Annotated in this window: 21 protein-coding genes; 9 read left to right on the forward strand and 12 right to left on the reverse strand. The window is 61.8% G+C overall.

Annotation, left to right across the window (positions count from 1 at the left end):
- Positions 1–4 precede the first annotated feature (4 nt).
- From ACLBXN_RS00950 to ACLBXN_RS00975, 6 genes are all read right to left on the reverse strand, one after another.
- Positions 5–343, reverse strand: coding sequence for an H-NS histone family protein (locus tag ACLBXN_RS00950; protein ID WP_043003578.1), 339 nt, complete (start codon positions 341–343; stop codon positions 5–7).
- A 194-nt stretch (positions 344–537) separates the two neighbouring features.
- Positions 538–1,026, reverse strand: a complete 489-nt coding sequence (locus ACLBXN_RS00955; RefSeq protein ID WP_211457793.1) for a GNAT family N-acetyltransferase — start codon at positions 1,024–1,026, stop codon at positions 538–540.
- A 65-nt stretch (positions 1,027–1,091) separates the two neighbouring features.
- A complete protein-coding gene (locus tag ACLBXN_RS00960) occupies positions 1,092–2,252 on the reverse strand; it encodes a bifunctional nicotinamide-nucleotide adenylyltransferase/Nudix hydroxylase (protein WP_447610842.1) in 1,161 nt (386 codons plus the stop codon).
- 218 nt (positions 2,253–2,470) lie between these two features.
- Entirely contained in the window at positions 2,471–4,123 is a 1,653-nt protein-coding gene (locus tag ACLBXN_RS00965) for an NAD+ synthase (protein WP_447610843.1), read from the reverse strand.
- Between the two features lie 16 nt (positions 4,124–4,139).
- Positions 4,140–5,345, reverse strand: coding sequence for a nicotinate phosphoribosyltransferase (gene pncB, locus ACLBXN_RS00970; RefSeq protein ID WP_447610844.1), 1,206 nt, complete (start codon positions 5,343–5,345; stop codon positions 4,140–4,142).
- Between the two features lie 67 nt (positions 5,346–5,412).
- Entirely contained in the window at positions 5,413–6,261 is an 849-nt protein-coding gene (locus ACLBXN_RS00975; RefSeq protein ID WP_447610845.1) for a cysteine hydrolase, read from the reverse strand.
- 122 nt (positions 6,262–6,383) lie between these two features.
- Between ACLBXN_RS00975 and ACLBXN_RS00980 the strand changes: the two genes are divergently transcribed.
- Positions 6,384–7,067, forward strand: a complete 684-nt coding sequence (locus tag ACLBXN_RS00980) for an NUDIX hydrolase (protein ID WP_447610846.1) — start codon at positions 6,384–6,386, stop codon at positions 7,065–7,067.
- A gap of 72 nt (positions 7,068–7,139) precedes the next feature.
- On the opposite strand, the gene ACLBXN_RS00985 is transcribed toward ACLBXN_RS00980, so the two are convergent.
- Together ACLBXN_RS00985 and metK are read right to left on the reverse strand one after the other, a co-directional pair.
- On the reverse strand, positions 7,140–7,313 hold the full coding sequence (locus tag ACLBXN_RS00985; RefSeq protein ID WP_003058756.1) for a DUF1328 domain-containing protein: 174 nt from the start codon (positions 7,311–7,313) through the stop codon (positions 7,140–7,142).
- 190 nt (positions 7,314–7,503) lie between these two features.
- Positions 7,504–8,691 (reverse strand): methionine adenosyltransferase, encoded by a 1,188-nt coding sequence (metK, locus tag ACLBXN_RS00990; RefSeq protein ID WP_003061970.1) that lies wholly within the window; start codon positions 8,689–8,691, stop codon positions 7,504–7,506.
- Positions 8,692–8,817: 126 nt separating this feature from the next.
- Between metK and ACLBXN_RS00995 the strand changes: the two genes are divergently transcribed.
- Positions 8,818–9,669 carry a lysophospholipid acyltransferase family protein gene (locus tag ACLBXN_RS00995; protein ID WP_447610847.1) on the forward strand — a complete coding sequence of 284 codons (852 nt, stop codon included), beginning with the start codon at positions 8,818–8,820 and terminating at the stop codon, positions 9,667–9,669.
- A complete protein-coding gene (locus ACLBXN_RS01000; protein WP_447610848.1) occupies positions 9,666–10,547 on the forward strand; it encodes a lysophospholipid acyltransferase family protein in 882 nt (293 codons plus the stop codon). The genes ACLBXN_RS00995 and ACLBXN_RS01000 overlap by 4 nt, the downstream gene beginning before the upstream one ends.
- 51 nt (positions 10,548–10,598) lie before the next feature.
- Here the strand turns inward: ACLBXN_RS01000 and ACLBXN_RS01005 are convergent, their stop codons facing one another.
- Positions 10,599–11,516, reverse strand: a complete 918-nt coding sequence (locus ACLBXN_RS01005; RefSeq protein ID WP_447610849.1) for an alpha/beta fold hydrolase — start codon at positions 11,514–11,516, stop codon at positions 10,599–10,601.
- Positions 11,517–11,560: 44 nt separating this feature from the next.
- Positions 11,561–12,331 (reverse strand): ribosome biogenesis GTP-binding protein YihA/YsxC, encoded by a 771-nt coding sequence (gene yihA, locus ACLBXN_RS01010; protein WP_447610850.1) that lies wholly within the window; start codon positions 12,329–12,331, stop codon positions 11,561–11,563.
- A gap of 77 nt (positions 12,332–12,408) precedes the next feature.
- Between yihA and ACLBXN_RS01015 the strand changes: the two genes are divergently transcribed.
- The 5 genes from ACLBXN_RS01015 (at position 12,409) to ACLBXN_RS01035 (ending at position 18,478) form a co-directional block, all read left to right on the forward strand.
- Positions 12,409–13,032: a c-type cytochrome gene (locus tag ACLBXN_RS01015; protein ID WP_019043027.1), complete on the forward strand. Its 624-nt coding sequence runs from the start codon at positions 12,409–12,411 to the stop codon at positions 13,030–13,032.
- Between the two features lie 130 nt (positions 13,033–13,162).
- Positions 13,163–15,340, forward strand: a complete 2,178-nt coding sequence (locus ACLBXN_RS01020) for a cytochrome c biogenesis protein ResB (RefSeq protein WP_447610851.1) — start codon at positions 13,163–13,165, stop codon at positions 15,338–15,340.
- The gene (gene ccsB / locus ACLBXN_RS01025; protein WP_447610852.1) at positions 15,337–16,671 is read left to right on the forward strand and encodes a c-type cytochrome biogenesis protein CcsB; all 1,335 of its coding nucleotides are present in this window, start codon (positions 15,337–15,339) and stop codon (positions 16,669–16,671) included. The genes ACLBXN_RS01020 and ccsB overlap by 4 nt, the downstream gene beginning before the upstream one ends.
- 194 nt (positions 16,672–16,865) lie before the next feature.
- Positions 16,866–17,858 (forward strand): protein-methionine-sulfoxide reductase catalytic subunit MsrP, encoded by a 993-nt coding sequence (gene msrP / locus ACLBXN_RS01030; RefSeq protein WP_447610854.1) that lies wholly within the window; start codon positions 16,866–16,868, stop codon positions 17,856–17,858.
- A complete protein-coding gene (locus ACLBXN_RS01035; protein ID WP_447610855.1) occupies positions 17,858–18,478 on the forward strand; it encodes a sulfite oxidase heme-binding subunit YedZ in 621 nt (206 codons plus the stop codon). The genes msrP and ACLBXN_RS01035 overlap by 1 nt, the downstream gene beginning before the upstream one ends.
- Here ACLBXN_RS01035 and ACLBXN_RS01040 read toward each other — a convergent pair.
- Both ACLBXN_RS01040 and lptM read right to left on the reverse strand, forming a co-directional pair.
- Complete coding sequence (locus tag ACLBXN_RS01040) at positions 18,454–19,269, reverse strand: MBL fold metallo-hydrolase (RefSeq protein ID WP_447610856.1); 816 nt, start codon at positions 19,267–19,269, stop codon at positions 18,454–18,456. The genes ACLBXN_RS01035 and ACLBXN_RS01040 overlap by 25 nt on opposite strands.
- Before the next feature lie 74 nt (positions 19,270–19,343).
- Positions 19,344–19,595: an LPS translocon maturation chaperone LptM gene (lptM, locus tag ACLBXN_RS01045; protein WP_343675942.1), complete on the reverse strand. Its 252-nt coding sequence runs from the start codon at positions 19,593–19,595 to the stop codon at positions 19,344–19,346.
- 12 nt (positions 19,596–19,607) lie between these two features.
- Between lptM and cyaY the strand changes: the two genes are divergently transcribed.
- The gene (cyaY, locus tag ACLBXN_RS01050; RefSeq protein ID WP_003058729.1) at positions 19,608–19,949 is read left to right on the forward strand and encodes an iron donor protein CyaY; all 342 of its coding nucleotides are present in this window, start codon (positions 19,608–19,610) and stop codon (positions 19,947–19,949) included.
- Positions 19,950–19,966 lie beyond the last annotated feature (17 nt).

The raw sequence follows: 19,966 nt of genomic DNA on the forward strand, positions 1-19,966 counted from the left end.
CCGCTTACTGAACCGGGAACGGGTTCTTTTCGTCGCGAGGGGCGCTGAAGTCCACGGTAGGCGTGGTCTTGATTTCGTACTGGCTGCGGTCCTTGCCTTCGATCCACTTCGGAGGCTTGCCGCGGCCGGTCCAGGTCGCGCCGCTTTCGGGGTCGTAGTACCTGGCCTCGACCTTTTTCTTTTCTTCAGGCTTCCAGGGGAAGACTTGCTGAGAGGTAAAGCCGAAGGTGGCGATCAGTTGCTTGACGGTGGCCAGGGCTTCCTTGGCTTCGGTGCTGCGCGCTTCTTCGATGCGCTTGTCCAGCGCACTTTTCTGAGCGATGAGTTCTTGATAGCTTGGCATTCTGGATTCCAGAGATAGTGTGAAAGGTCAGCACTGATTGCCGCCTTTGTTATTGTTTTGCAAAACCATTCATTTTGGCGCAAGCGCGAACGCGCCGCATTGTTGATGTTGCGTACACTCAATCTGAAAAGGGGTGCGCATCATTTTGAAGGTCTACACACATCACTCTGGATGATCCGGCCTGCAGCTCAGTCCTATTTGTCGCCAGCAGCCATGGCCTGCAGGGCCGAGCCGCTCATGCGATAGCGGATCCACTCGGTCTGCGGCAGGGCTCCCAGGCTGTCATAGAACTTGATGGAGGGCGTGTTCCAGTCCAGGCAACTCCATTCAAAGCGGCCGCAGTCCTTTTCCATGGCAACTCGGGCCAGATGCTGGAGCAGGGCCTTGCCGGCGCCGTGGCCACGTGCGTCAGGCGTGATGTACAGGTCTTCCAGGTACAGGCCGTGCTGGCCCTGCCAGGTGGAATAGTTGAAGAAGTACACGGCAAAGCCCACGGGCTGGCCGTCAATCTCGCAGATCAGGCCGAAGACGGCTGGGTTGGCGCAGAACAGCGTGCGACGCACATGGTCGGGCGTGGCCTTGACCTCATGCTCGGCCTTTTCATAAATGGCGAGTTCGCGCACAAAGTGCAAGATCAGGTCGATGTCTTGCTCGGTGGCGGGGCGGATATGGAGCTGGCTCATTAAATATCAGGGAAAAGTGGCTCCAGCGCTTGATGGTAAAGCGCTTGCAGCTATGGTTTTGTGTATCAGGCGACCTGGAGCTCGGGCTCGCTCTGAGCCAGAGTCACGGGCAGGAACTGGCACAGGATCTGGAAATGATCCTCGAAGAACTCGGCCTCCATGCGGGGCAGATCGGCAATCGGCACCCAGCGGGCCAGGGCGGCGTCGTCCGCGCCCTGTACCGGAGGCAGGCTGGGCTGCACGCCCAGATCCAGATAGTGCACATGGGTAATGGTACGCCCGCGCAGGCTGCGGTCCGGGTGATCGAAGACCTGCACGGCCTGCAGGGCCGCCAGCAGGTCGGCCTCGCTGATGGAGGAGCAGGTTTCTTCACGCAGCTCGCGCATGCAGGATTGCCAGAGGCTGTCACGTTGCTCCAGAAAGCCGCCGGGCAGCGCCCACAGGCCCTGGCCCGGAGCATGGCCGCGCTGGATCAGCAGCACCTGATCCTGGCCTTTGGCACGGCAGCGCAGCAGCGCATCCACGGTGACGAACACCGGTGCATAAGGCGCCTTGGCCCAGGCCCGCTTGTAGTCCTGCAACATATGCCATTCTTTTTGCAGGCGCAGATACAGCGGTGTCTGGGCCCAGCGGCGCAAAAAGTCCAGCGTGCTCTCGGGCATCTGGGAGGAAAGCCTGGCGAGAGCCGCATCCATGGTTTCGGGCGAGGCGTCGCCTTCACCGAAGAAGATTTCGCGCAGCGGCGTGGCGTCAAACTGGCCCAGGCGCGGCAGGCTGATCAGCTCCCAGCCCGGAAAGCGCGCCAGATAGCTGCTGCTGGAGTCCTTGAAATGTCCGACCAGTGCCACGCTCGCGCCTTCGGGCACATGGGCTTGCACGGCTTCGCGCACGGCATGCACCCACAGCGGCTCGTTGTAATAGTCGCGCACGGGAACGCAGCGTACGCGCTCGGCATCCTCTTTCGATAGCGCATTGCGCAGCATCTGCGCGCGCTCCTGCCAGCTGAACGGGTTTTTGGGGTTGGGTGCCTGCCAGGCGCTGCCCAGCACCACCACGACCTGGCGAGCCCGCTCCAGTGCGGCGTGCAGCAAGGCCATATGGCCGTTGTGCAGAGGCTGGAAGCGGCCGATCAGCACGGCAGTATGCAGGGGCACCGAGGTGGGCAGGGTCTCGGGTGCGGCGGCGATGACACGCTTGCTGGAGGTGTTGGGACTGGCTTGAGGCATGAGAGCGAAACCCGTACAGAAATCGGCGCCCGCAAGGGCAAATATAGATAAAAAAGCGCCAAACGCTTACTGGGTAAGCGAAGTTAGCTCACATTTTTAATGTTTAATCAGGCCCGGTACGGCCAAAGTCGGCATTCGAGACAGGCCGCCAAGCGCTTGGCCGCACCCAAGGTGCTGCAAGGCGTTGTCAGCTTGTCTCAAGCAGATGCCGGGCATTGCTATTCGTAGTGTGCCGCAATCGGCATCTGCCGGCCCGTGCCAAAGGCCCGTGGGCGTACTCTAAGCATGGGCGGAGCCTGGCGGCGCTTGTATTCGCTGCGGAACACCAGCTTCTGCACGCGGGCAATGGTCTCGGGGCCGCCGGCTTCTGTGCGCAGCCTGTCCACAAAGGCTGCAGCCTGCGCATATTCCTTGCTGGACAGGTGCTGGCCCTCGATATGCCATTTGAGAATCTCGTCGAGCACGGCATAGGGCGGCAGGCTGTCCTCGTCCTTCTGGCCGGGAGCCAGTTCGGCCGAAGGCGGCTTGTCGATGATGGCCTGCGGGATCAGCTCGCGGCCCGCATGGCGGTTGATATGGCGTGACAGCTCGAAGACCTCGGTCTTGTACAGATCTCCGAGCAAGCCCAGACCGCCGTTGGTGTCGCCATACAGGGTGCAGTAGCCCACCGAGACTTCGGATTTGTTGCCCGTGGTCAGCAGCAGATGGCCGAAGGCATTGGAAAACTCCATCAGCGTGGTGCCGCGAGCGCGGGCCTGCAGATTCTCCAGCGCCAGGCCCTTGAGCGGTTCGCCAAAGCTGGCCTCGAACTGGCGTGCATAGGTGGTGACCAGCTCCTTGATCGGATGCTCGTAGAGTCTGATGCCCAGATTGCGGCACAGCAGCACGGAGTCGTCGACCGAGCCGGCAGAGGAGTAGCTCGACGGCATGGTGATGCCGACCACATTCTCCGCTCCCAGGGCATCGACGGCCAGGGCCAGCGTCAATGCCGAATCGATGCCGCCCGAGCTGCCCACCACCACCTGCTGGAAGCCGCAGCGGCGCGCATAGTCGCGCAGGCCCAGCACGATCTGCTGGCGGTAGAACTCCATGGTGGCCAGGCCTTGCGCATTCAGCTCCAGCGTGTAGACATCTTCCTCGAAGCGCCTGGCTTCGAAGACCAGTCCTGCCTCGGGCTCCACGGCAAACGATGCGCCGTCAAACACGATCTGATCCTGGCCGCCGATCTGGTTGATGTAGAGGATGGCCAGCTTGTGGCGTGCCGCCGCCTGGGTGAAGACCTCGTGGCGCTGCTCGCGCTTGCCCAGGTGGCTGGGGCTGGCGTTGATGCTGATGACCAGATCGGGGGCCGCATCGCCCATGCGTACAAAGGGGTTGGTGGCGTAGTCGGCACCCTGGTCGTTCCAGCCGTCCTCGCAGACCAGAAAGCCCACCTGGCAGTTGCCCACGCGCAGCACCTTGGCCGTGTCGGCTCCGGGCTCGAAGTGGCGGCGCTCGTCGAAGATGTTGTAGGTGGGCAGCAGTTGCTTGTCGTACTGCAGGCGAATCTGTCCGTTCTTGAGCACCAGCAGGCTGTTGTGCAGCGGTTTGCCGGGGCCATCGTGGCGCGTGGGTGCGCCCACGACCCAGTGCAGATCGGGAAACTGGCGCGTGGCCTGCAGCAGCTCCTGCAGACCAGCGTCCAGCCTTTGCAGAAAGCTGGGCTCGTCCAGCAGGTCGCCTGGGTAGTAGCCGCACAGCGACAGCTCGGAAAACACCACCAGGTCGGCCTGCTCGGCCGCGGCCCTGGTTGCGGCCTCTCTCATGCGGCGGATATTGCCGCTGATGTCGCCCACCATGTAGTTAAGCTGGGCGAGGGTGACTTTCAGCATGGTTGCCTCCGAAGATTCAGGCTGCCTTGGCAGCAGGCTCAGGGATGTTGAAGACCTGGCGCAGATAGGCCAGATAGGTCTCGTCGTTGCACAGCGTCTTGCCGGGCGAGTCCGAAATCTTGGCCACGGGCTGGCCGTTGGCATGGGTCAGCTTCATCACGATGTTGATCGTGGTCAGTCCCATGTCATTGGTCAATCGCGTGCCTATGCCGAAGCCGCACTGGATGCGATCGGCAAAGCGGTGATAGAGCGCCAGGGCCGTGTCCAGATCCAGTCCGTCCGAGAACACCAGACGCTTGCTCTGCGGGGGAATGCGCAGCTGGTCATAGTGGGCAATGGCCTTCTCGCCCCATTCGAACGGATCGCCGGAGTCGTGACGCAGGCCGTCGAACAGCTTGGCGAAGTACATGTCGAAGTCGGCCAGAAAGGCGTCCATGCCCACGGTATCGGTCAGGGCGATACCGAGGTCGCCGCGGTATTCCTGCACCCAGTCCTCGAGAGCGGCTACCTGGAAGTCGCGCAGGCGCACGCCCAGAGCCTGATAGGTCTGCAGATACTCATGGGCCATGGTGCCAATGGGCACCAGGTTCAGGTCGCGCGCCAGCAGCACATTGGAGGTGCCCTTGAACCACTGCGCGGTCTCCTTGGCAAAGGCCTGCACCACCTCGCGCTGCCAGGCTCCCGAGAAGCGGCGGCGCACGCCGAAGTCAAACAGCTCGAAGGGGTTGTGCAGCTTGGCCTCGACAGCCAAGTGCTTGAGCTGGGCCAGCTTGACCTGCAGGCGCTTGCGGCCTTCGACCAGGGCGGCCTCGGCATCGAAGCGGCGGAAGTACAGTTCGTTGACGATGGCCAGCACATAGATCTCGAAGCCCATCACATGAACTTGCGGGCCCTTGGCGACGATATGGAGCCGGTCGCCCTCGGCCCAGGCGCGGATGAAGGCACGCTGGAACTGGAAGATGCGCAGAAAGTCGATGAAGTCGCTCTTCATGAAGCGCAGACCTGCCAGATAGTCCAGCTCGCCCTGGTCAAAGCGCAGACTGCACAGGGCGTCCAGCTCGCGCTCCACCTCGGGCAGCAGCTCGGCCAGCGGGAAGGCCGTGGGCGTGCGGCAGACAAATTCGTACTCGGCCTCGGTCTGGGGGTGGCGGTGCAGCATGGCCTGCCACATCGTGAATTTGTAGAGGTCGGTGTCCAGCAGGCTGGTGATGATGGGCTTCATGCCGTTCTTCTTTTCAAAAATATGAGCTGCTAGCGCTTTATCCATGGGCGCTAGAGGCTGATTTGTCTCATAAGCCAAAGCTGGCGCTGGTTTCGCAGCGTACACCGGTTGCACGCATGCGTTGCAGGAAGTCGCGGTGCGCGGCCTCGAATCCGGTGACGGGGCTCATGCAGTCCGTCAGCAGCACGATGCGCGAGTAATCGCTGCTGCCCCAGTTCTCCACGATGTGCTCGGTGGTGGCGCGCACGCAGTGGCTGCTGGCTTCGCCCGCGATCACCAGGGTGCTGCTCTGGCGCAGCTGGGCCAGCAAGGCAGTGTTGAGCCCGGTTTCGCTGTCCTGCGGATCGGGCACCTCGGCGCGAATGGCGCTGTAGTGCTCGGTCCAGGGGTTCATGCCTTTGAAGATATGGCGGATGGCACGGTGCTGCAGCTCCTGCCACTGGCGGCAGGCCGCGAGCACGCAGGCATGCACGCCATGGCCCCAGCTGCCGATCTCGCAGTGCGGCGGCCAGACCATCAGGGTGTAGCTGCCTTGGGCCTCCAGCTGATCCAGGTATTGCAGCGTGCGTTCGCGTTCGGCAGCGTTGCGCGGTGCATAGTCGCCGGTACGGACCTGCGCTGCCGTGATCGGGGTGAATGGCAGGACGGCACGGCCATCGCGCTGCTGCCAGAAGGCGGGATGGGCAATGTCATAAGCCTGGTGCGAGTCCAGAGTGATGGTGACCTGGCCCAGCTTGTCTCCCTGGGCTGCGATCCAGCTGCTCAGGCGCTGCATATCGGCATGAGCACCCGTCACCGGAAGGCTGGGTGCTATCAGCTGATGAGTGTCTGGTGAGCGGGGGCACCAGTCGGCAGGTAGATCGCAGAAGTCGTTTTGCGGGTCAATGATGAGCAGCTGGGTTTGTGGATGACTCATGGTGTTCAGCTTTCCTGCGAGATGCAATGTCTGCAGTCTAGAGTACTTAAAATATTTTTGCAACTAAGTATTTTTGAGCTCGTATGAAATAATCAGACAATAAAAACGAAGTTGGTAAAAAAATGGATCAAAGCGATGAGCGCAGGGAAGCGGTGCAGGTCAGTGTGGATGTGGTGCTGCTGACCCTGGTGGAGCAGCAGCTGCATGCCGTGCTGCTGCGTCGTCAGGCTGCGCCTTTTGCCGGGGTATGGGCCTTGCCAGGCGGCTTCATTCATACCGATGAGGATGCGGACGCCAAGGCCAGTGCGGCGCGCGTGCTCAGAACCAAGGTGGGCATAGAAGGTGCCTATCTTGAGCAGCTGGCTACTTTCAGCGGCCCGGCACGCGATCCGCGCGGCTGGTCGGTGGCAATCGCCTATTGCGCTCTGCTGCCCGTTCAGAACCTGCCGCCCGATCGCGCCGACATCAGCGTGGTGCCGCTCTCGGCCCTGCCGCAGCTGCCGTTCGATCACCGGGCCATTCTGGATGCTGCCCTGGAGCGAGTGCGCAGCAAAAGCCTGTATTCCTCCTTGCCTGTTCACCTGTGCGGCGAAACCTTCACGCTGCCGCAACTGCAGCAGGTCTATGAAAACATTCTGGGCGAGCCGCTGAACAAGGTCAGCTTCAGGCGCAAGATGGATGAGATGGACTGGCTGGAGCCCGTGCCTGGGGCCATGCAGGGTGGCGGAGCGCATCGGCCCGCACAGCTTTACCGGGCCAAGCCCGGCTTCAGCCAGACGCTGGCGCTGACTGCCCGGGGGCTTTGAGTCCGTTCCACATGAAAAAATGCCTGCGCAAGGCAGGCATTCGGGTTGGTGTTTCGGGTCCGGCGGTGTCGACTAGCTGACTGCGCCAATGCCCAGCAGGGCCAGGACCACGAAGATCACGGCAACGGCAATGAAAATAAAGAACAGGATCTTGGCTATGCCGGCTGCACCTGCGGCTACGCCGGTGAAGCCGAAAACACCGGCCACCAGGGAAATGATGGCAAAAATAATGGCCCACTTGAGCATCGGAACTCCTTTGTCTGAAGCGATGTTTCAAGCCTAAGTCGCCAGGCGCATGCTCGCGGTGCTCATTTGGGGGAAATCCTTGTCGGCTTGATCCGACAACAAAAAAGCCACCGCAATGGTTCGCGGTGGCTTCTTGACGAGGCTGGGGGCAGGCCCTCGGATCCTCAGACCCGTTTTGCGGGGGGGCGAATCACTTCAGGCCGGCAGCGGCACGCAGCAAAGCTGCCTTGTCGGTGCGTTCCCAGGTGAACTCGGGCTCTTCGCGGCCGAAGTGACCATAAGCCGCAGTCTTGCTGTAGATGGGGCGCAGCAGATCCAGCATCTGGATGATGCCCTTGGGGCGCAGGTCGAAATGTGCGGCCACCAGCTTGGCGATTTCCGCATCGGGAATCACGCCTGTGCCTTCGGTGTACACGGTGATGTTCATGGGGCGGGCCACGCCGATGGCGTAGGCAACCTGCACCTGGCACTGGCGCGCCAGACCGGCAGCCACCACGTTCTTGGCCACATAGCGGGCGGCATAGGCAGCCGAGCGGTCCACCTTGGTTGGATCCTTGCCGGAGAACGCACCGCCGCCGTGGGGGCAGGCACCGCCGTAGGTGTCCACAATGATCTTGCGACCGGTCAGGCCACAGTCGCCCTGAGGTCCGCCCACGACGAAGCGGCCGGTGGGGTTGATCAGGTACTTGGTGTCCAGCAGCCACTCGGAGGGTAGCACGGGCTTGATGATCTCTTCGATGATGGCTTCGGTGAACGATGCCTTCATTTTGGTTGCCGTTTCCGACTGATCGGGGCTGTGCTGTGTGGACAGCACCACGGTGTCGATGCTGTGGGGCTTGCCGTCCACATAGCGCAGGGTCACCTGGCTCTTGGCGTCCGGGCGCAGGAAAGGCAGACGGCCATCCTTGCGCAGCTGGGCCTGGCGTTCCATCAGACGGTGCGCGTAATAGATGGGCGCGGGCATCAGCTCGGGCGTTTCGTCGCAGGCGTAGCCGAACATCAGGCCCTGGTCGCCAGCACCGGTATTCAGCTCGTCATCGCTGGCCTTGTCCACGCCCTGGGCGATGTCCTGGCTTTGCTTGTCGTAGGCGACGAGCACCGAGCAACCCTTGTAGTCGATGCCGTATTCGGTGTTGTCGTAGCCGATGCGCTTGATGGTGTCGCGTGCGACCTGGATGTAGTCCACATTCGCACCGGTGGTGATTTCACCGGCTAATACCACCAGACCGGTGTTGGTCAGTGTCTCGGCAGCCACGCGGCTGTGCGGGTCTTGGGTGAAAATAGCGTCCAGAATCGCGTCAGAGATCTGGTCGGCAACCTTGTCGGGGTGGCCTTCAGAAACCGATTCCGAGGTAAACAGAAAATCGCTGTTCGCCATTGATATAACTCCTTGTTGCTTGGGCAATTGCGTTGCCCGAGCTTCGAAGTCTGGCGAACGCTTTAGCAGTTTTGTTTTTACGTCGCCCTGCAAGTTGCTCTTTAACTCAGCGACCCCGCTATTCTAATGCCTTCCCTGTTTCGACTGTTTGCTGCACTGCCTTTATGGCTATTGCATGGCCTTGGCGCTGCCATGGGATGGGTGACCTGGGCGCTATCTCCCACCTATCGGCGCCGATTTGCAGCCAATGCCGCACAGGCCGGCTATGCCTTTGCGCAGGTCAGGGCTGCGGTGGGACACGCGGGGCGCATGGTGTTCGAGATGCCGCGCATCTGGCTGGGTCAGTTGCCGGAATGCGACATCGTCAACGAAGCCGTGGTCGAGCAGGCCTATGCGCGTGGCAAGGGCATTGTGTTTCTCACGCCACATCTGGGCTGCTTCGAGATGTCGGTGCAGGCCGCAGCGCGGCGCTGGTCGGACCGGCATGGCGCAATCACCGTGCTCTACCGCCCCGCACGCCAGGGCTGGCTGGCCGAAATTCTGGAAACCGCGCGCAATCGTCCCGGCGTCCAGGCCGTTCCCACCACCTTGGCGGGCGTGCGTCAGATGATCAAGGCCCTGCGCCAGGGCGCTGCCGTGGGTTTGCTGCCCGATCAGGTTCCGCCCAACGGGCTGGGCATCTGGTCGCCTTTTTTCGGCCGCGATGCGTATACGATGACATTGGCAGCGCGACTGGTGCTGCAAACCGGGGCCACGGTCATCGTGGCTCGGTGCGAGCGAAAGTCCTGGGGGCGGGGCTATACGCTGTATCTAGAGGAATTGCCTGTGCCCGAATCTCAATCGCTGGAAGCCACCGTGGCGCTGATCAACCGCGCCATGGAAACCACCATCCGTCAGTCTCCGCATCAATACCTGTGGGGCTACGGCCGCTACAAGCAGCCGCGTGAAGACAAGCAAATCTCGGGGGAGAAGGCATGAGTGCCAGCAAGATCGCCATCGGCTGCATGCATGTGCTGGCCAAGCTGCCGCTGCCCCTGCTGCGCGGGCTGGGCAAGGTTGTGGGTCGTGTGCTGTTTGTGGTGGCGGGCCAGCGTCGGCGCATCGCACTGCGCAACTTCGAACTGTGCTTTCCCGATGTGCCTGAGGCACAGCGCAAAGCCTGGGCGAAGGAGTCTTTTGAAGTCTTTTGCCAGACCTTTCTCGACAGAAGCTGGCTGTGGTTCGGCGCCGAGGAGCTGGTGCGCAGCCGCGTTAAGCTGGTCGGGGCCACGCATGAGCTGGAGGGCGATACGCCCACCATCGTCTTCGCGCCGCATTTCTACAGCATGGATGCCGGTGGCCTGGCCCTGCCGCTCAATACCGAGCGCGAGTTCACCTCCATCTTCGCCACCAATCCCGATCCGGACCTGGATCGCTGGTTCATGAATGGCCGCCAGCGCTTCGGCAATGTGAAGATGCTCAACCGTGCAGATGGCGTCAAACCCATCATCCAGTGCCTGCGCAAGGGCGGGCTGCTGTATCTGCTGCCCGACATGGACTATGGCAAGAACGACTCGGTGTTCGTGCCCTTTTTCGCGGTGCAGGACACGGCCACCATTCCCTCGCTTTCGCGCTTTGCGCGCCTGGGCAAGGCCAAGGTGGTGGCGCTTTACAACCGCATGACGCCTGAGGGCTATGTGGCAGAGCTGACGCCGGCCTGGGAGAATTTCCCGACGGACGACCATGTGGCCGATACCGCCCGCATGAACCGTGAGCTGCAGGCAGCCATCATGACCATGGTCCCGCAGTATTACTGGGTGCACAAACGCTTCAAGACGCGCCCGGACGGCGAGCCATCGCTGTACTCCGGGAAATAGGCGTCAGATCGTTCTCCATGCCATGATGGCTGGGCGCCAGAAGCTTCTTTTTCAGGAGCGCACTGGCGTCTGAAGAAACTCGGTCAGGGCGCGCTGCACAGCCTCGGGCCTCTCATGGACCACCCAGTGGCTGCAGCCCCGGAGGTGCTCTATCTCCAGCTGCGGCACCCATCGCTCCAGCCCATGCAGCAAAGCGGGTTGCAGTGCCAGGTCGTTGTCGCCCCAGAGAATGCGCACCGGCACAGGAATGTGCAGCATTTCATCGGGCAGGCTGAGTTCGCGAATGTCCTGCAGTTCATCGGCGCTGCCGCCGGGGCGGGGCGGCACCAGCGGGCTGGCCGCGTAGAACATGCAGGCTCCGTGCACGCCCAGATCCCAATGCTCGCGGTATTGCTGCTTGCGCTCGGGCGTCAGCCATGCTGGCGTGCTGCCGTCGGGGTTCTGAAAGAATCCCAGCATGCGCTGCCAGCCGTTTTCGGCCAGCAGCTCGGGCGCATCGGGCCGGCGCAGAAAATGCATGTACTGGCTGGCGGACTGCTGCACCGGGTTGGACTGCAGCTCCCGCAAGAAGCTGCCCGGATGCGGGGAGTTGAGTATCAGCAGCCGCTCGAGCTGCTGCGGGTAGCGGTTGGCCAGGCCCCAGGCCACGGCGCCGCCCCAGTCATGGGCAATCACGCAGGCAGCGCGCTTGTCGGCGCTTTCCAGCGCAATCAGGGCGGCCAGATCCTCCACCAGGTATTTGGCGCGGTAGTCGCTGATGGCCGTGGGCTGGCTGGAGCGGCCATAACCGCGCAGATTGGGGGCCACGCAGCGATAGCGGCTGCCGAATTGCGCAAGCAGCGCATCCCAGATGAAGGCGCCTTCGGGAAAGCCGTGCAGAAACAGCAACAGGGGCTGACCCGGTTCGCCGCTGGTACGGCATTCCAGTTCAACCCCTGTGGACAGGGTATGCGTGCAAGTCATGACCATGAAGCTCTCCTTTTTGTAGCTTCTGGCGCTTGCAAGATAAGCGCCTATGGCTGATTTTGCGCAGGCGTCCCGTCAGCGGGCGTCGCTTGGGTGACGGGAGCAGCCTGGGGCATTCCCGCCTGGGGCAAACCTGCCTGGGGCAATCCCTCGGGGTGGCACCAGTGCCACAGCAACTGGGCCACATCGTCCACGCCCTGCTTTTTGAGGGCGGAGAACAGGCGCACCTCGCCACCGCCCGCATTGAGCTTGGTGATGGACAGGATCTTGGCCTGCTCGGCGCGGGTCAGCTTGTCGGCCTTGGTCAGCACGATGAGGAACTTCAGGCCTTGCTCCACGCGCGGACGGATGGCGTCCAGCAGGGCTTCGTCGAGTTCGGTCAGGCCCAGGCGCGGGTCGCACAGCAGCACCACGGCGGAGAGGCTTTCGCGGCTCATCAGATAGTTGAGCATGACGCGCTGCCAGCGCTCCTTGTCGGTGCGGGAGACGGCCGCGTAACCATAGCCGGGCAAGTCGGCCAGCACGGCATCGGTCACGCCCTGCTTGCCCAGCGAAAACAGGTTGATGTGCTGGGTGCGGCCGGGCTTCTTGGAGGCGAAGGCCAACTGCTTTTGCTGGGTCAGGGTATTGATGGCGGTGGACTTGCCAGCATTGGAGCGACCGACGAAGGCGATCTCGGGAACCTCGACCTTGGGCAGCTGATTGAGCTGGGCTGCGGTCGTAAAAAAGCGTGCGGTGTGCATCCAGCCCATCGCAAGCTTGCTGTCGATCAAAGAAAGTGTTTTTCCGGCAGTGGTATCCGGGGAAGCATGGGTCATGACGGTAACTATTTCAGGGAGGCCCATTGTAGAATTTGACGGATTCGCGCTCTCAACAATAGACCCAGCCCCTTGATATGAAGTTGCTTGCCTCTTTGCTGACTGCTGCCATTTTCGCAGCACCTGCCTTCCCCGCATTTTCAGCGGGAGAAACACCTGTCAAGGCGGATGCTGCCAAAGGGCAAGCCAGTTATGGGGCGGTTTGCGTCGCCTGTCATGCCGCAGACGGCAATTCCACCATTCCTCTGCAGCCCAAGCTGGCAGGCCAGCACCCCGAGTATCTGGTCAAGCAGCTGCGCGAGTTCAAGGACGGCAAGCGCAACGACCCGGTGATGAAGGGCTTTGCCTCCACGCTCAGCGATGGCGATATGCAGAATATCGCGGCCTGGCTGCATACCCAGGCGCCCAAGAACGGCTTCTCCAAGGACAAGGACTCCATCGCCCTGGGTGAGCGCATTTTCCGCGGCGGCATTCAGGAGCGCCAGATTGCCGCCTGTGCGGGTTGCCACAGCCCCAATGGCTCCGGCATTCCGGCCCAGTACCCGCGTCTGTCGGGTCAGCATGCTGAATATACCGTGAAGTCGTTGACGGACTTTCGCGACGGCAAGCGCAGCAATAGCATTCCCATGGCCCAGGTTGCTGCCAAGCTTAATGATCGCGAAATCAAGGCCGTGGCAGACTATATAGCTGGCTTGCGTTAAAAATCCTTTTCACCAGATGCGCGGGTGACTCCGGGAACTTTCAGGCATCTGGCACCCCCCAAGTCAGGCGGGCCCATCGGCTAGTTCAGCAGATGGCCCGCCTTTTTGCGTTCGGCTCTATCTCATCCCCATGTCAGACCTTCCACTTCGCGATCGTGACTCCTCTCGCTCACAGGCAGTGCGCGCGACTCTGGAGTTGCTGGCCTCCATGCGCTTTGCGATTTCACTGCTCACGGTGATCTGCATCGCATCGGTCATCGGCACGGTGCTCAAGCAACATGAACCGCTGGTCAACTATGTCAACCAGTTCGGCCCCTTCTGGGCGCAGCTGTTTTTGGCGCTCAAGCTCAATGCGGTCTACAGCGCCTGGTGGTTTTTGCTGATTCTGACGTTTCTGGTCATCAGCACCTCGCTGTGCGTGAGCCGCCATGCCCCCAAATATCTGGCCGATATCCGCAATTACAAGGAAAACCTCCGCGAACAAAGCCTCAAGGCATTCCACCATCGCGCCGAGGCCGATGTGGCGGGCAGCACCGAAGAGGCGGCCAAGCGCCTCGGTCAGCAACTGGTATCTGGCGGCTGGAAGGTCAAGCTGCAGCAGCGCGACACAGCGGCCGGGCCCGGCACCGGCTGGATGCTGGCTGCCAAGGCCGGTGCGGCCAACAAGCTGGGCTATATCGCCGCGCATTGCGCAATCGTGCTGATCTGTATCGGCGGGCTGTTTGACGGCGACCTCATTGTGCGGGCTCAGATGCTGCTGGGCGGCAAAACACCTTACACCGGCGGCGGCATGATCTCGGATGTGGCGCCCGAGCACCGTCTGTCCATCAAGAATCCGACCTTCCGTGGCAACCTCATGGTCTCCGAAGGCACGCAGTCCGGCACGGCCATCCTGAATCAATCGGACGGCATCTTGCTGCAAGATCTGCCATTTTCGGTGGAATTGAAGAAATTCATCGTGGAGTACTACTCCACCGGCATGCCCAAGCTGTTTGCCAGCGAGATCGTGATTCATGACCGCGCCACCGGCGAGAAGCTGGAAAAGCGCGTGGAGGTGAACCATCCGGCCAGCTACAAGGGCATCGAGATCTACCAGAGCAGCTTCGATGACGGCGGCTCCAGCGTCAAGCTGCATGCAGTGCCAATGGATGGCGTCTCCCAGCCCTTCGACGTGGAGGGCGTGATCGGCAACTCCACCGAGTTCGTGCGCAAGCTGGCCGATGGCCAGCAGGACAAGGTGACGCTGGAGTACACGGCGCTGCGCACCATCAATGTGGAGAACTTCGGCGGCCAGGACAAGGGCGCGGGCACCGATGTGCGCAAGGTCGATCTGAGACAGGCCATTGATGAGCGCCTGGGTGCAGCCCACAAGACCACGGACAAGAAGGATTTGCGCAATATCGGCCCCAGCGTGGGCTACAAGCTGCGCGATGCCTCGGGTCAGGCGCGCGAGTTCCAGAATTACATGCTGCCCGTGGACACGGGCGACGGCCAGCCCGTATTCCTGCTTGGCGTGCGTGAGAACCAGGCCGACCAGATGCGCTATCTGCGCGTGCCTGCCGACCCTGAGGGCACGATGAACACCTTCATGCAGCTGCGCCAGGCCATGCAGAGCAAGACCCAGGCCGAGAAGGCGGCGCGCGCCTATGTGCAGCGGGCGGTCGATGTCTCCAAGCCCGAACTGGCCGAGCCGCTGACGCAGTCCGCGCTCAAGGCGCTGGAGCTGTTCGCCGGTCAGGACAGCAAGCTCAAGGCTCCCGACGGCCGTCAGCTCGGTGGCCTGCAGGCGATATCGGGCTTCATGGACAGCAACGTGCCCGAGGCCGAGCGCGAGCGCGCCGGCGAGGTGCTGGTGCGGATTCTGAACGGCGTGCTGTTCGAGCTGGCCCAGCAGGTGCGCCAGCAGGCAGGGCTTAAGCCTTTCGAGAACGACGAGAAGACCCAGGCCTTCATGACGCAATCGGTGTTCTCGCTCAGCGATGCGCAGTTCTACCCGGCGCCCGTGGTCTTCATGCTGCAGGACTTCAAGCAGGTCCAGGCCAGCGTGTTCCAGGTGGCACGCGCTCCTGGTAAAAACATTGTTTACCTGGGTTGCCTCTTCCTGATCATCGGCGTTTTTGCCATGCTGTACGTGCGTGACCGCCGCATCTGGATCTGGCTGACCCCTGCGAATGGTGGCAGCCATGCGAACATGGCCTTGTCCACCAACCGCAAGACCATGGATGGCGACCGCGAGTTCGCCATGCTGGCCGACAAGCTGATCGGGGCCAAGCCCTTACAAAAGAAGACTCCCGGAGGTTCTGTATGAACACCGCAACCACGACATTGACTTTGAATGAAGGCTATTTCGCCCGCCGCAACTGGTTTGACTGGTTGTTTGCGGTCGTGGTGGCCGTGGGCCTGGGCTATGCGCTTCAGCGCTATGCCGCCTATATGGATGTGTATGAGAAGGGCATTTTGCTGGCGACCATCCCTGCCATGATCTGGCTGGGCTGGTTCTGGCGCCCGCTGGCGGTGCTGATGCTGAGCGTGGCGGGCTGCTCGCTCCTGGCCATCGGCCTGTACCAGGGAGCGGATGGCGGCGAGCTGGCGCGCTCGGAGTCTGTCTTCGGCCTGAAGTACTTCCTCTCCAGCCAGTCCGCCATCCTGTGGATGAGCATGGTGTTCTTCATCAGCACGGCTTTCTACTGGATCGGCGTGTTCGCCAAGGGCGAGCGCTCGGTCATGTCGCTGCTGGGTTCGCGCCTGGCCTGGCTGGCCGTTGCGATGGCGCTGATCGGCACCATGGTGCGCTGGTACGAGAGCTATCTGCTGGGCCCGGACATCGGCCATATCCCCGTCAGCAATCTCTACGAAGTGTTCGTCATGTTCTGCTGGATGACGGCCATCTTCTATCTGTACTACGAGCAGCATTACGACACGCGCGCCCTGGGCGGCTTTGTGATGCTGGTGGTCAGCGCGGCCGTGGGCTTTCTGCTCTGGTACACGCTGGTGCGCCAGGCCCATGAGATTCAGCCCCTGGTGCCTGCCCTCAAGAGCTGGTGGATGAAGCTGCATGTGCCCGCCAACTTCATCGGCTACGGCACGTTTGCGCTGTCGGCCATGGTGGCGTTCGCCTATCTGATCAAGCAGCAGGCCACCGAGACCAAGTGGTACAAGCTTGCGCCGCTGTGGCTGTTGGGCGTGGTCCTGTGCTTCGAGCCCATCGTCTTTCGCAAGGGCGCGACCGAGAACGGCGGCAGCTACTGGATGGTGTACTTCGGCATTTCGGCCCTGATCGTGGCCGGCATCCTGCTCTCGCGCAAGCGCATTGCGGCCCGTCTGCCCTCGTTCGAGATTCTGGACGACGTGATGTACAAGGCCATCGCCGTAGGCTTTGCCTTCTTCACCATCGCCACCGTGCTCGGTGCACTCTGGGCGGCCGAGGCCTGGGGCGGCTACTGGAGCTGGGACCCCAAGGAAACCTGGGCGCTGATCGTCTGGCTCAACTATGCGGCCTGGCTGCATATGCGCCTGATGAAGGGCCTGCGCGGCACGGTGTCCGCCTGGTGGGCGCTGGCGGGTCTGGCCGTCACCACCTTTGCCTTCCTGGGCGTGAACATGTTTCTGTCGGGCCTGCACAGCTACGGAGAACTGTAGGCCTCTCATCAGGCACTCCAAAAAACAGGAGCTGCTTGCGCTGATTGAATAAGGATTTCAGGTTGAAAACAGTCTGAAACCATTGAGCATCAAGCGCAAGCAGCTCCTTTTTTATTCAGAAGTTCGGAGGAACTTTGCTGACGCACGGGGCTTCCAAATCGCACTACTCTTGATCGTCGTTTGGGAGCATTCCTATGCTGATACGTCACCGCAACCAAGGCTTTGAACATCCACTGGGCAGCGAGATCACGCCTCGGACCCAATACCTGCAGCGCCGGGACTTTCTGCAGACCCTGGCCATGGGCGCTGCGGGCGCGACCCTGGCAGGCTGGGCCGGCCGTGATGCGCTGGCTGCGGCCGATCGCGTGCATCTACCCGCCCTGAAGGGCGTGGCCAGCAAGGTGGTCGGGGCCATGACCGTGGAGGCGACCACCAGCTATCAGGACGTGACCAGCTACAACAACTACTACGAGTTTGGTCTGGACAAGGACGAGCCGGCACGCAATGCGCACACGCTCAAGACCCGGCCCTGGACGGTACGCATCGAAGGTCTGGTGCAGAAGCCGCAGACCCTGGACATCGACAGCCTGCTCAAGCTCGCGCCCATGGAAGAGCGCATCTACCGCCTGCGCTGCGTGGAGGGCTGGTCCATGGTCATCCCCTGGGTCGGCTACTCGCTGTCCGAGCTGCTCAGGAAAGTGCAGCCGCTCTCCGGCGCCAGGTATGTGGAATTCGTCACCCTGGCCGACAAGGCCCAGATGCCAGGACTCAGAAGCGGTGTGCTGGACTGGCCCTATACCGAAGGCTTGCGGCTGGATGAGGCCATGCACCCGTTGACGCTGCTGGCCTTCGGCATGTACGGCGAGGTCCTGCCCAACCAGAATGGTGCGCCGCTGCGCCTGGTCGTGCCCTGGAAATATGGTTTCAAGAGCGCCAAGTCACTGGTGGCAATCCGCCTGACCGACAAGGAGCCCGGCACAGCCTGGAACAAGGCGGCACGCAACGAGTACGGCTTTTATTCGAATGTGAATCCCGAGGTCGATCATCCGCGCTGGAGCCAGGCCACCGAGCGGCGCATCGGCGAGGGCGGGCTGTTCGCCAAGCGACGCAAGACCTTGCTGTTCAACGGCTATGGCGATCAGGTGGCGTCGCTGTATGCGGGCATGGATCTGAAGAAGTTCTACTGATGCAGGCCTGGTTGCTCAAGCCCTGGGCCAAGCCACTGGTCTTCACGCTGTGCCTGCTGCCTTGCGCATGGCTGTTCTATGCGGCGTTCACCGACGGGCTGGGGGCCAATCCGGCCGAAGCCCTGCTGCGCAGCACGGGCGACTGGACTCTGCGTTTTCTCTGCATCGTGCTGGTGGTGACACCGCTGCGCCAGATCAGCGGCTGGAATCTGCTGGTGCGTTACCGGCGCATGCTGGGTCTGTATGTATTCTTCTACGCCTGTCTGCACCTGCTTTGCTATGCCTGGTTCGACATGGGGCTGGACTGGGGCGATATCGTGGCCGATATCCCCAAGCGCCCGTTTATCCTGGTGGGTTTCAGTACCTGGCTGCTGCTGCTGGTGCTGGCGGTCACCTCGCCAAAGTTCATACTCAGGGCCCTGGGCGGCAAGCGCTGGCAGTGGCTGCACCGCGCAGTCTATGTGGCGGTGCCGCTGGCCTTGCTGCATTTCTTCTGGATGCGTGCCGGCAAGAACAATTTTGCAGAGGTGGCGGTCTATGCCGCCATTCTCGGAGCCTTGCTGGGCTGGCGAGTGGTGCGCGCTCTCAGGAGCCGTCAGCCGGCTGCGGTACGCAGCTGACGGGAGACCGGGTCGATCTGCGCCGAAGGAAGCCGGTAGGCATCCTGCTCGAACAGGTCGATGCCGCATTGCAGGCCTTCGAGCCAATTGAACAGATCGCCGATCGCCTGCTTGCCCATGATGGGAGCGCCATGCTGGGGCACGATCATGTCGATATGGAGCTGGCGCGCCATCTGCACCCACAGCCGCAAAATCTTGTTGGAGACCATGTAGCGACGGTGAAAGCCTTCCATGCGTGCAATATGCGGGCCGAGGTCGGTAACGGGCTTCTGGGCTTCTGCGCCGGTGGTCAGGGATACGCCGAGGTCGCCCGTGAACAGAATCTTGCTGATCGGGTCGTAGAAGTGGAAGTTGCCCTCGGCATGCAGGAAGTGCGCGGGCAGCAGCACCAGTTCGCTATGGCCCAAGGGCAGGCGCCCGCCCGCATCGGGCACGCCGATGACGCGATTTTCAGTCTTGCCCACCTTGGTGAAGTGCGGTGCAAAGCGCTCCCAGATGCGCGAGATGACCAGTTGCGCGCGCGTGCTGCTCATCCAGCGGTCCAGCGAGGCAATGATGTCCGGGTCGGCATGCGAGGCAATCAGATAGGCGAGCTTTTGCGGCGGGAAATGCCGCGACATGCCCATGAACAGCTCGTTGAAAGCCAGGTTGCCGCCGGGATCGATGATGGCTCCCGTGCCGTGGTCCACAATCAGGAACTGATTGGCCTGAATGGCCTGACCGTCCTCCTCGATGAGGTCGGTGAACATCAGGCAGATGTGGTTTTTGTCGCGATAGAGCTCAATGGACATGACGGTTTGTCAAAAGACAAGATGCCGTCACTCTAGAGAGTAAGCCTGGGCGACATGTTGATGTGCATCAAGCCTCAGGGCTTGGCATCGGTCTGGCCCGTCTCGCCGGCCTCGATCGGCGGCTTGGTTGGGTCTGCGGGTGTTGCCGTGGTGGAGGGCTTGCTGGAAATGCCCAGCGTTTCGGGCAGCGTGGCACGGCCCTGGGCGGCAGGATCGGTGGGCAGATAGAGCGGGCCTTTTTGTCCACAGGCCGAAAGTGCTGCGAGGGACGCCGCACAAGCCGCAAGGGCAATGCTCCTGACTAGAATTTGGTTGGCTTTCAACATGGGCAAATTGTAATGACTGACCTTGAATATCTGGACCGCGCCGACCAACTTCTGCTGGCTGTGGAGAAATGCTGCGACCGCATTGATGACGAAACCGATGCCGACCTTGATGCCCAGCGCGTGGGGGGCATGGTGACACTGGTATTTGCCAATCGCAGCCAGATTGTCATCAACCAGCAAAAGCCCCTGCATGAAATCTGGCTGGCGGCCAAGGCTGGCGGCTTTCACTATCGCTTTGACGAAGACAAGAAGGTCTGGCTGGACACCAAGGGTGCTGGCGAGTTCTTTGCCAACCTGACGCAATACGCGAGCGAGCAGTCTGGCATGGCGCTGGAGTTCAAGGCTCTGGCCTGAGCATTCAGGGCGCTGGC

The sequence above is a fragment of the Comamonas sp. C24C genome (genome assembly GCF_053345995.1).

Coding starts and splice junctions, on each gene's coding strand:
- ACLBXN_RS00950 (WP_043003578.1), bottom strand. CDS start 343: ATGCCAAGCTATCAAGAACTCATCGCTCAGAAAAGTGCGCTGGACAAG.
- ACLBXN_RS00955 (WP_211457793.1), bottom strand. CDS start 1,026: ATGAGCCAGCTCCATATCCGCCCCGCCACCGAGCAAGACATCGACCTG.
- ACLBXN_RS00960 (WP_447610842.1), bottom strand. CDS start 2,252: ATGCCTCAAGCCAGTCCCAACACCTCCAGCAAGCGTGTCATCGCCGCC.
- ACLBXN_RS00965 (WP_447610843.1), bottom strand. CDS start 4,123: ATGCTGAAAGTCACCCTCGCCCAGCTTAACTACATGGTGGGCGACATC.
- pncB (WP_447610844.1), bottom strand. CDS start 5,345: ATGAAGCCCATCATCACCAGCCTGCTGGACACCGACCTCTACAAATTC.
- ACLBXN_RS00975 (WP_447610845.1), bottom strand. CDS start 6,261: ATGAGTCATCCACAAACCCAGCTGCTCATCATTGACCCGCAAAACGAC.
- ACLBXN_RS00980 (WP_447610846.1), top strand. CDS start 6,384: ATGGATCAAAGCGATGAGCGCAGGGAAGCGGTGCAGGTCAGTGTGGAT.
- ACLBXN_RS00985 (WP_003058756.1), bottom strand. CDS start 7,313: ATGCTCAAGTGGGCCATTATTTTTGCCATCATTTCCCTGGTGGCCGGT.
- metK (WP_003061970.1), bottom strand. CDS start 8,691: ATGGCGAACAGCGATTTTCTGTTTACCTCGGAATCGGTTTCTGAAGGC.
- ACLBXN_RS00995 (WP_447610847.1), top strand. CDS start 8,818: ATGCCTTCCCTGTTTCGACTGTTTGCTGCACTGCCTTTATGGCTATTG.
- ACLBXN_RS01000 (WP_447610848.1), top strand. CDS start 9,666: ATGAGTGCCAGCAAGATCGCCATCGGCTGCATGCATGTGCTGGCCAAG.
- ACLBXN_RS01005 (WP_447610849.1), bottom strand. CDS start 11,516: ATGGTCATGACTTGCACGCATACCCTGTCCACAGGGGTTGAACTGGAA.
- yihA (WP_447610850.1), bottom strand. CDS start 12,331: ATGACCCATGCTTCCCCGGATACCACTGCCGGAAAAACACTTTCTTTG.
- ACLBXN_RS01015 (WP_019043027.1), top strand. CDS start 12,409: ATGAAGTTGCTTGCCTCTTTGCTGACTGCTGCCATTTTCGCAGCACCT.
- ACLBXN_RS01020 (WP_447610851.1), top strand. CDS start 13,163: ATGTCAGACCTTCCACTTCGCGATCGTGACTCCTCTCGCTCACAGGCA.
- ccsB (WP_447610852.1), top strand. CDS start 15,337: ATGAACACCGCAACCACGACATTGACTTTGAATGAAGGCTATTTCGCC.
- msrP (WP_447610854.1), top strand. CDS start 16,866: ATGCTGATACGTCACCGCAACCAAGGCTTTGAACATCCACTGGGCAGC.
- ACLBXN_RS01035 (WP_447610855.1), top strand. CDS start 17,858: ATGCAGGCCTGGTTGCTCAAGCCCTGGGCCAAGCCACTGGTCTTCACG.
- ACLBXN_RS01040 (WP_447610856.1), bottom strand. CDS start 19,269: ATGTCCATTGAGCTCTATCGCGACAAAAACCACATCTGCCTGATGTTC.
- lptM (WP_343675942.1), bottom strand. CDS start 19,595: ATGTTGAAAGCCAACCAAATTCTAGTCAGGAGCATTGCCCTTGCGGCT.
- cyaY (WP_003058729.1), top strand. CDS start 19,608: ATGACTGACCTTGAATATCTGGACCGCGCCGACCAACTTCTGCTGGCT.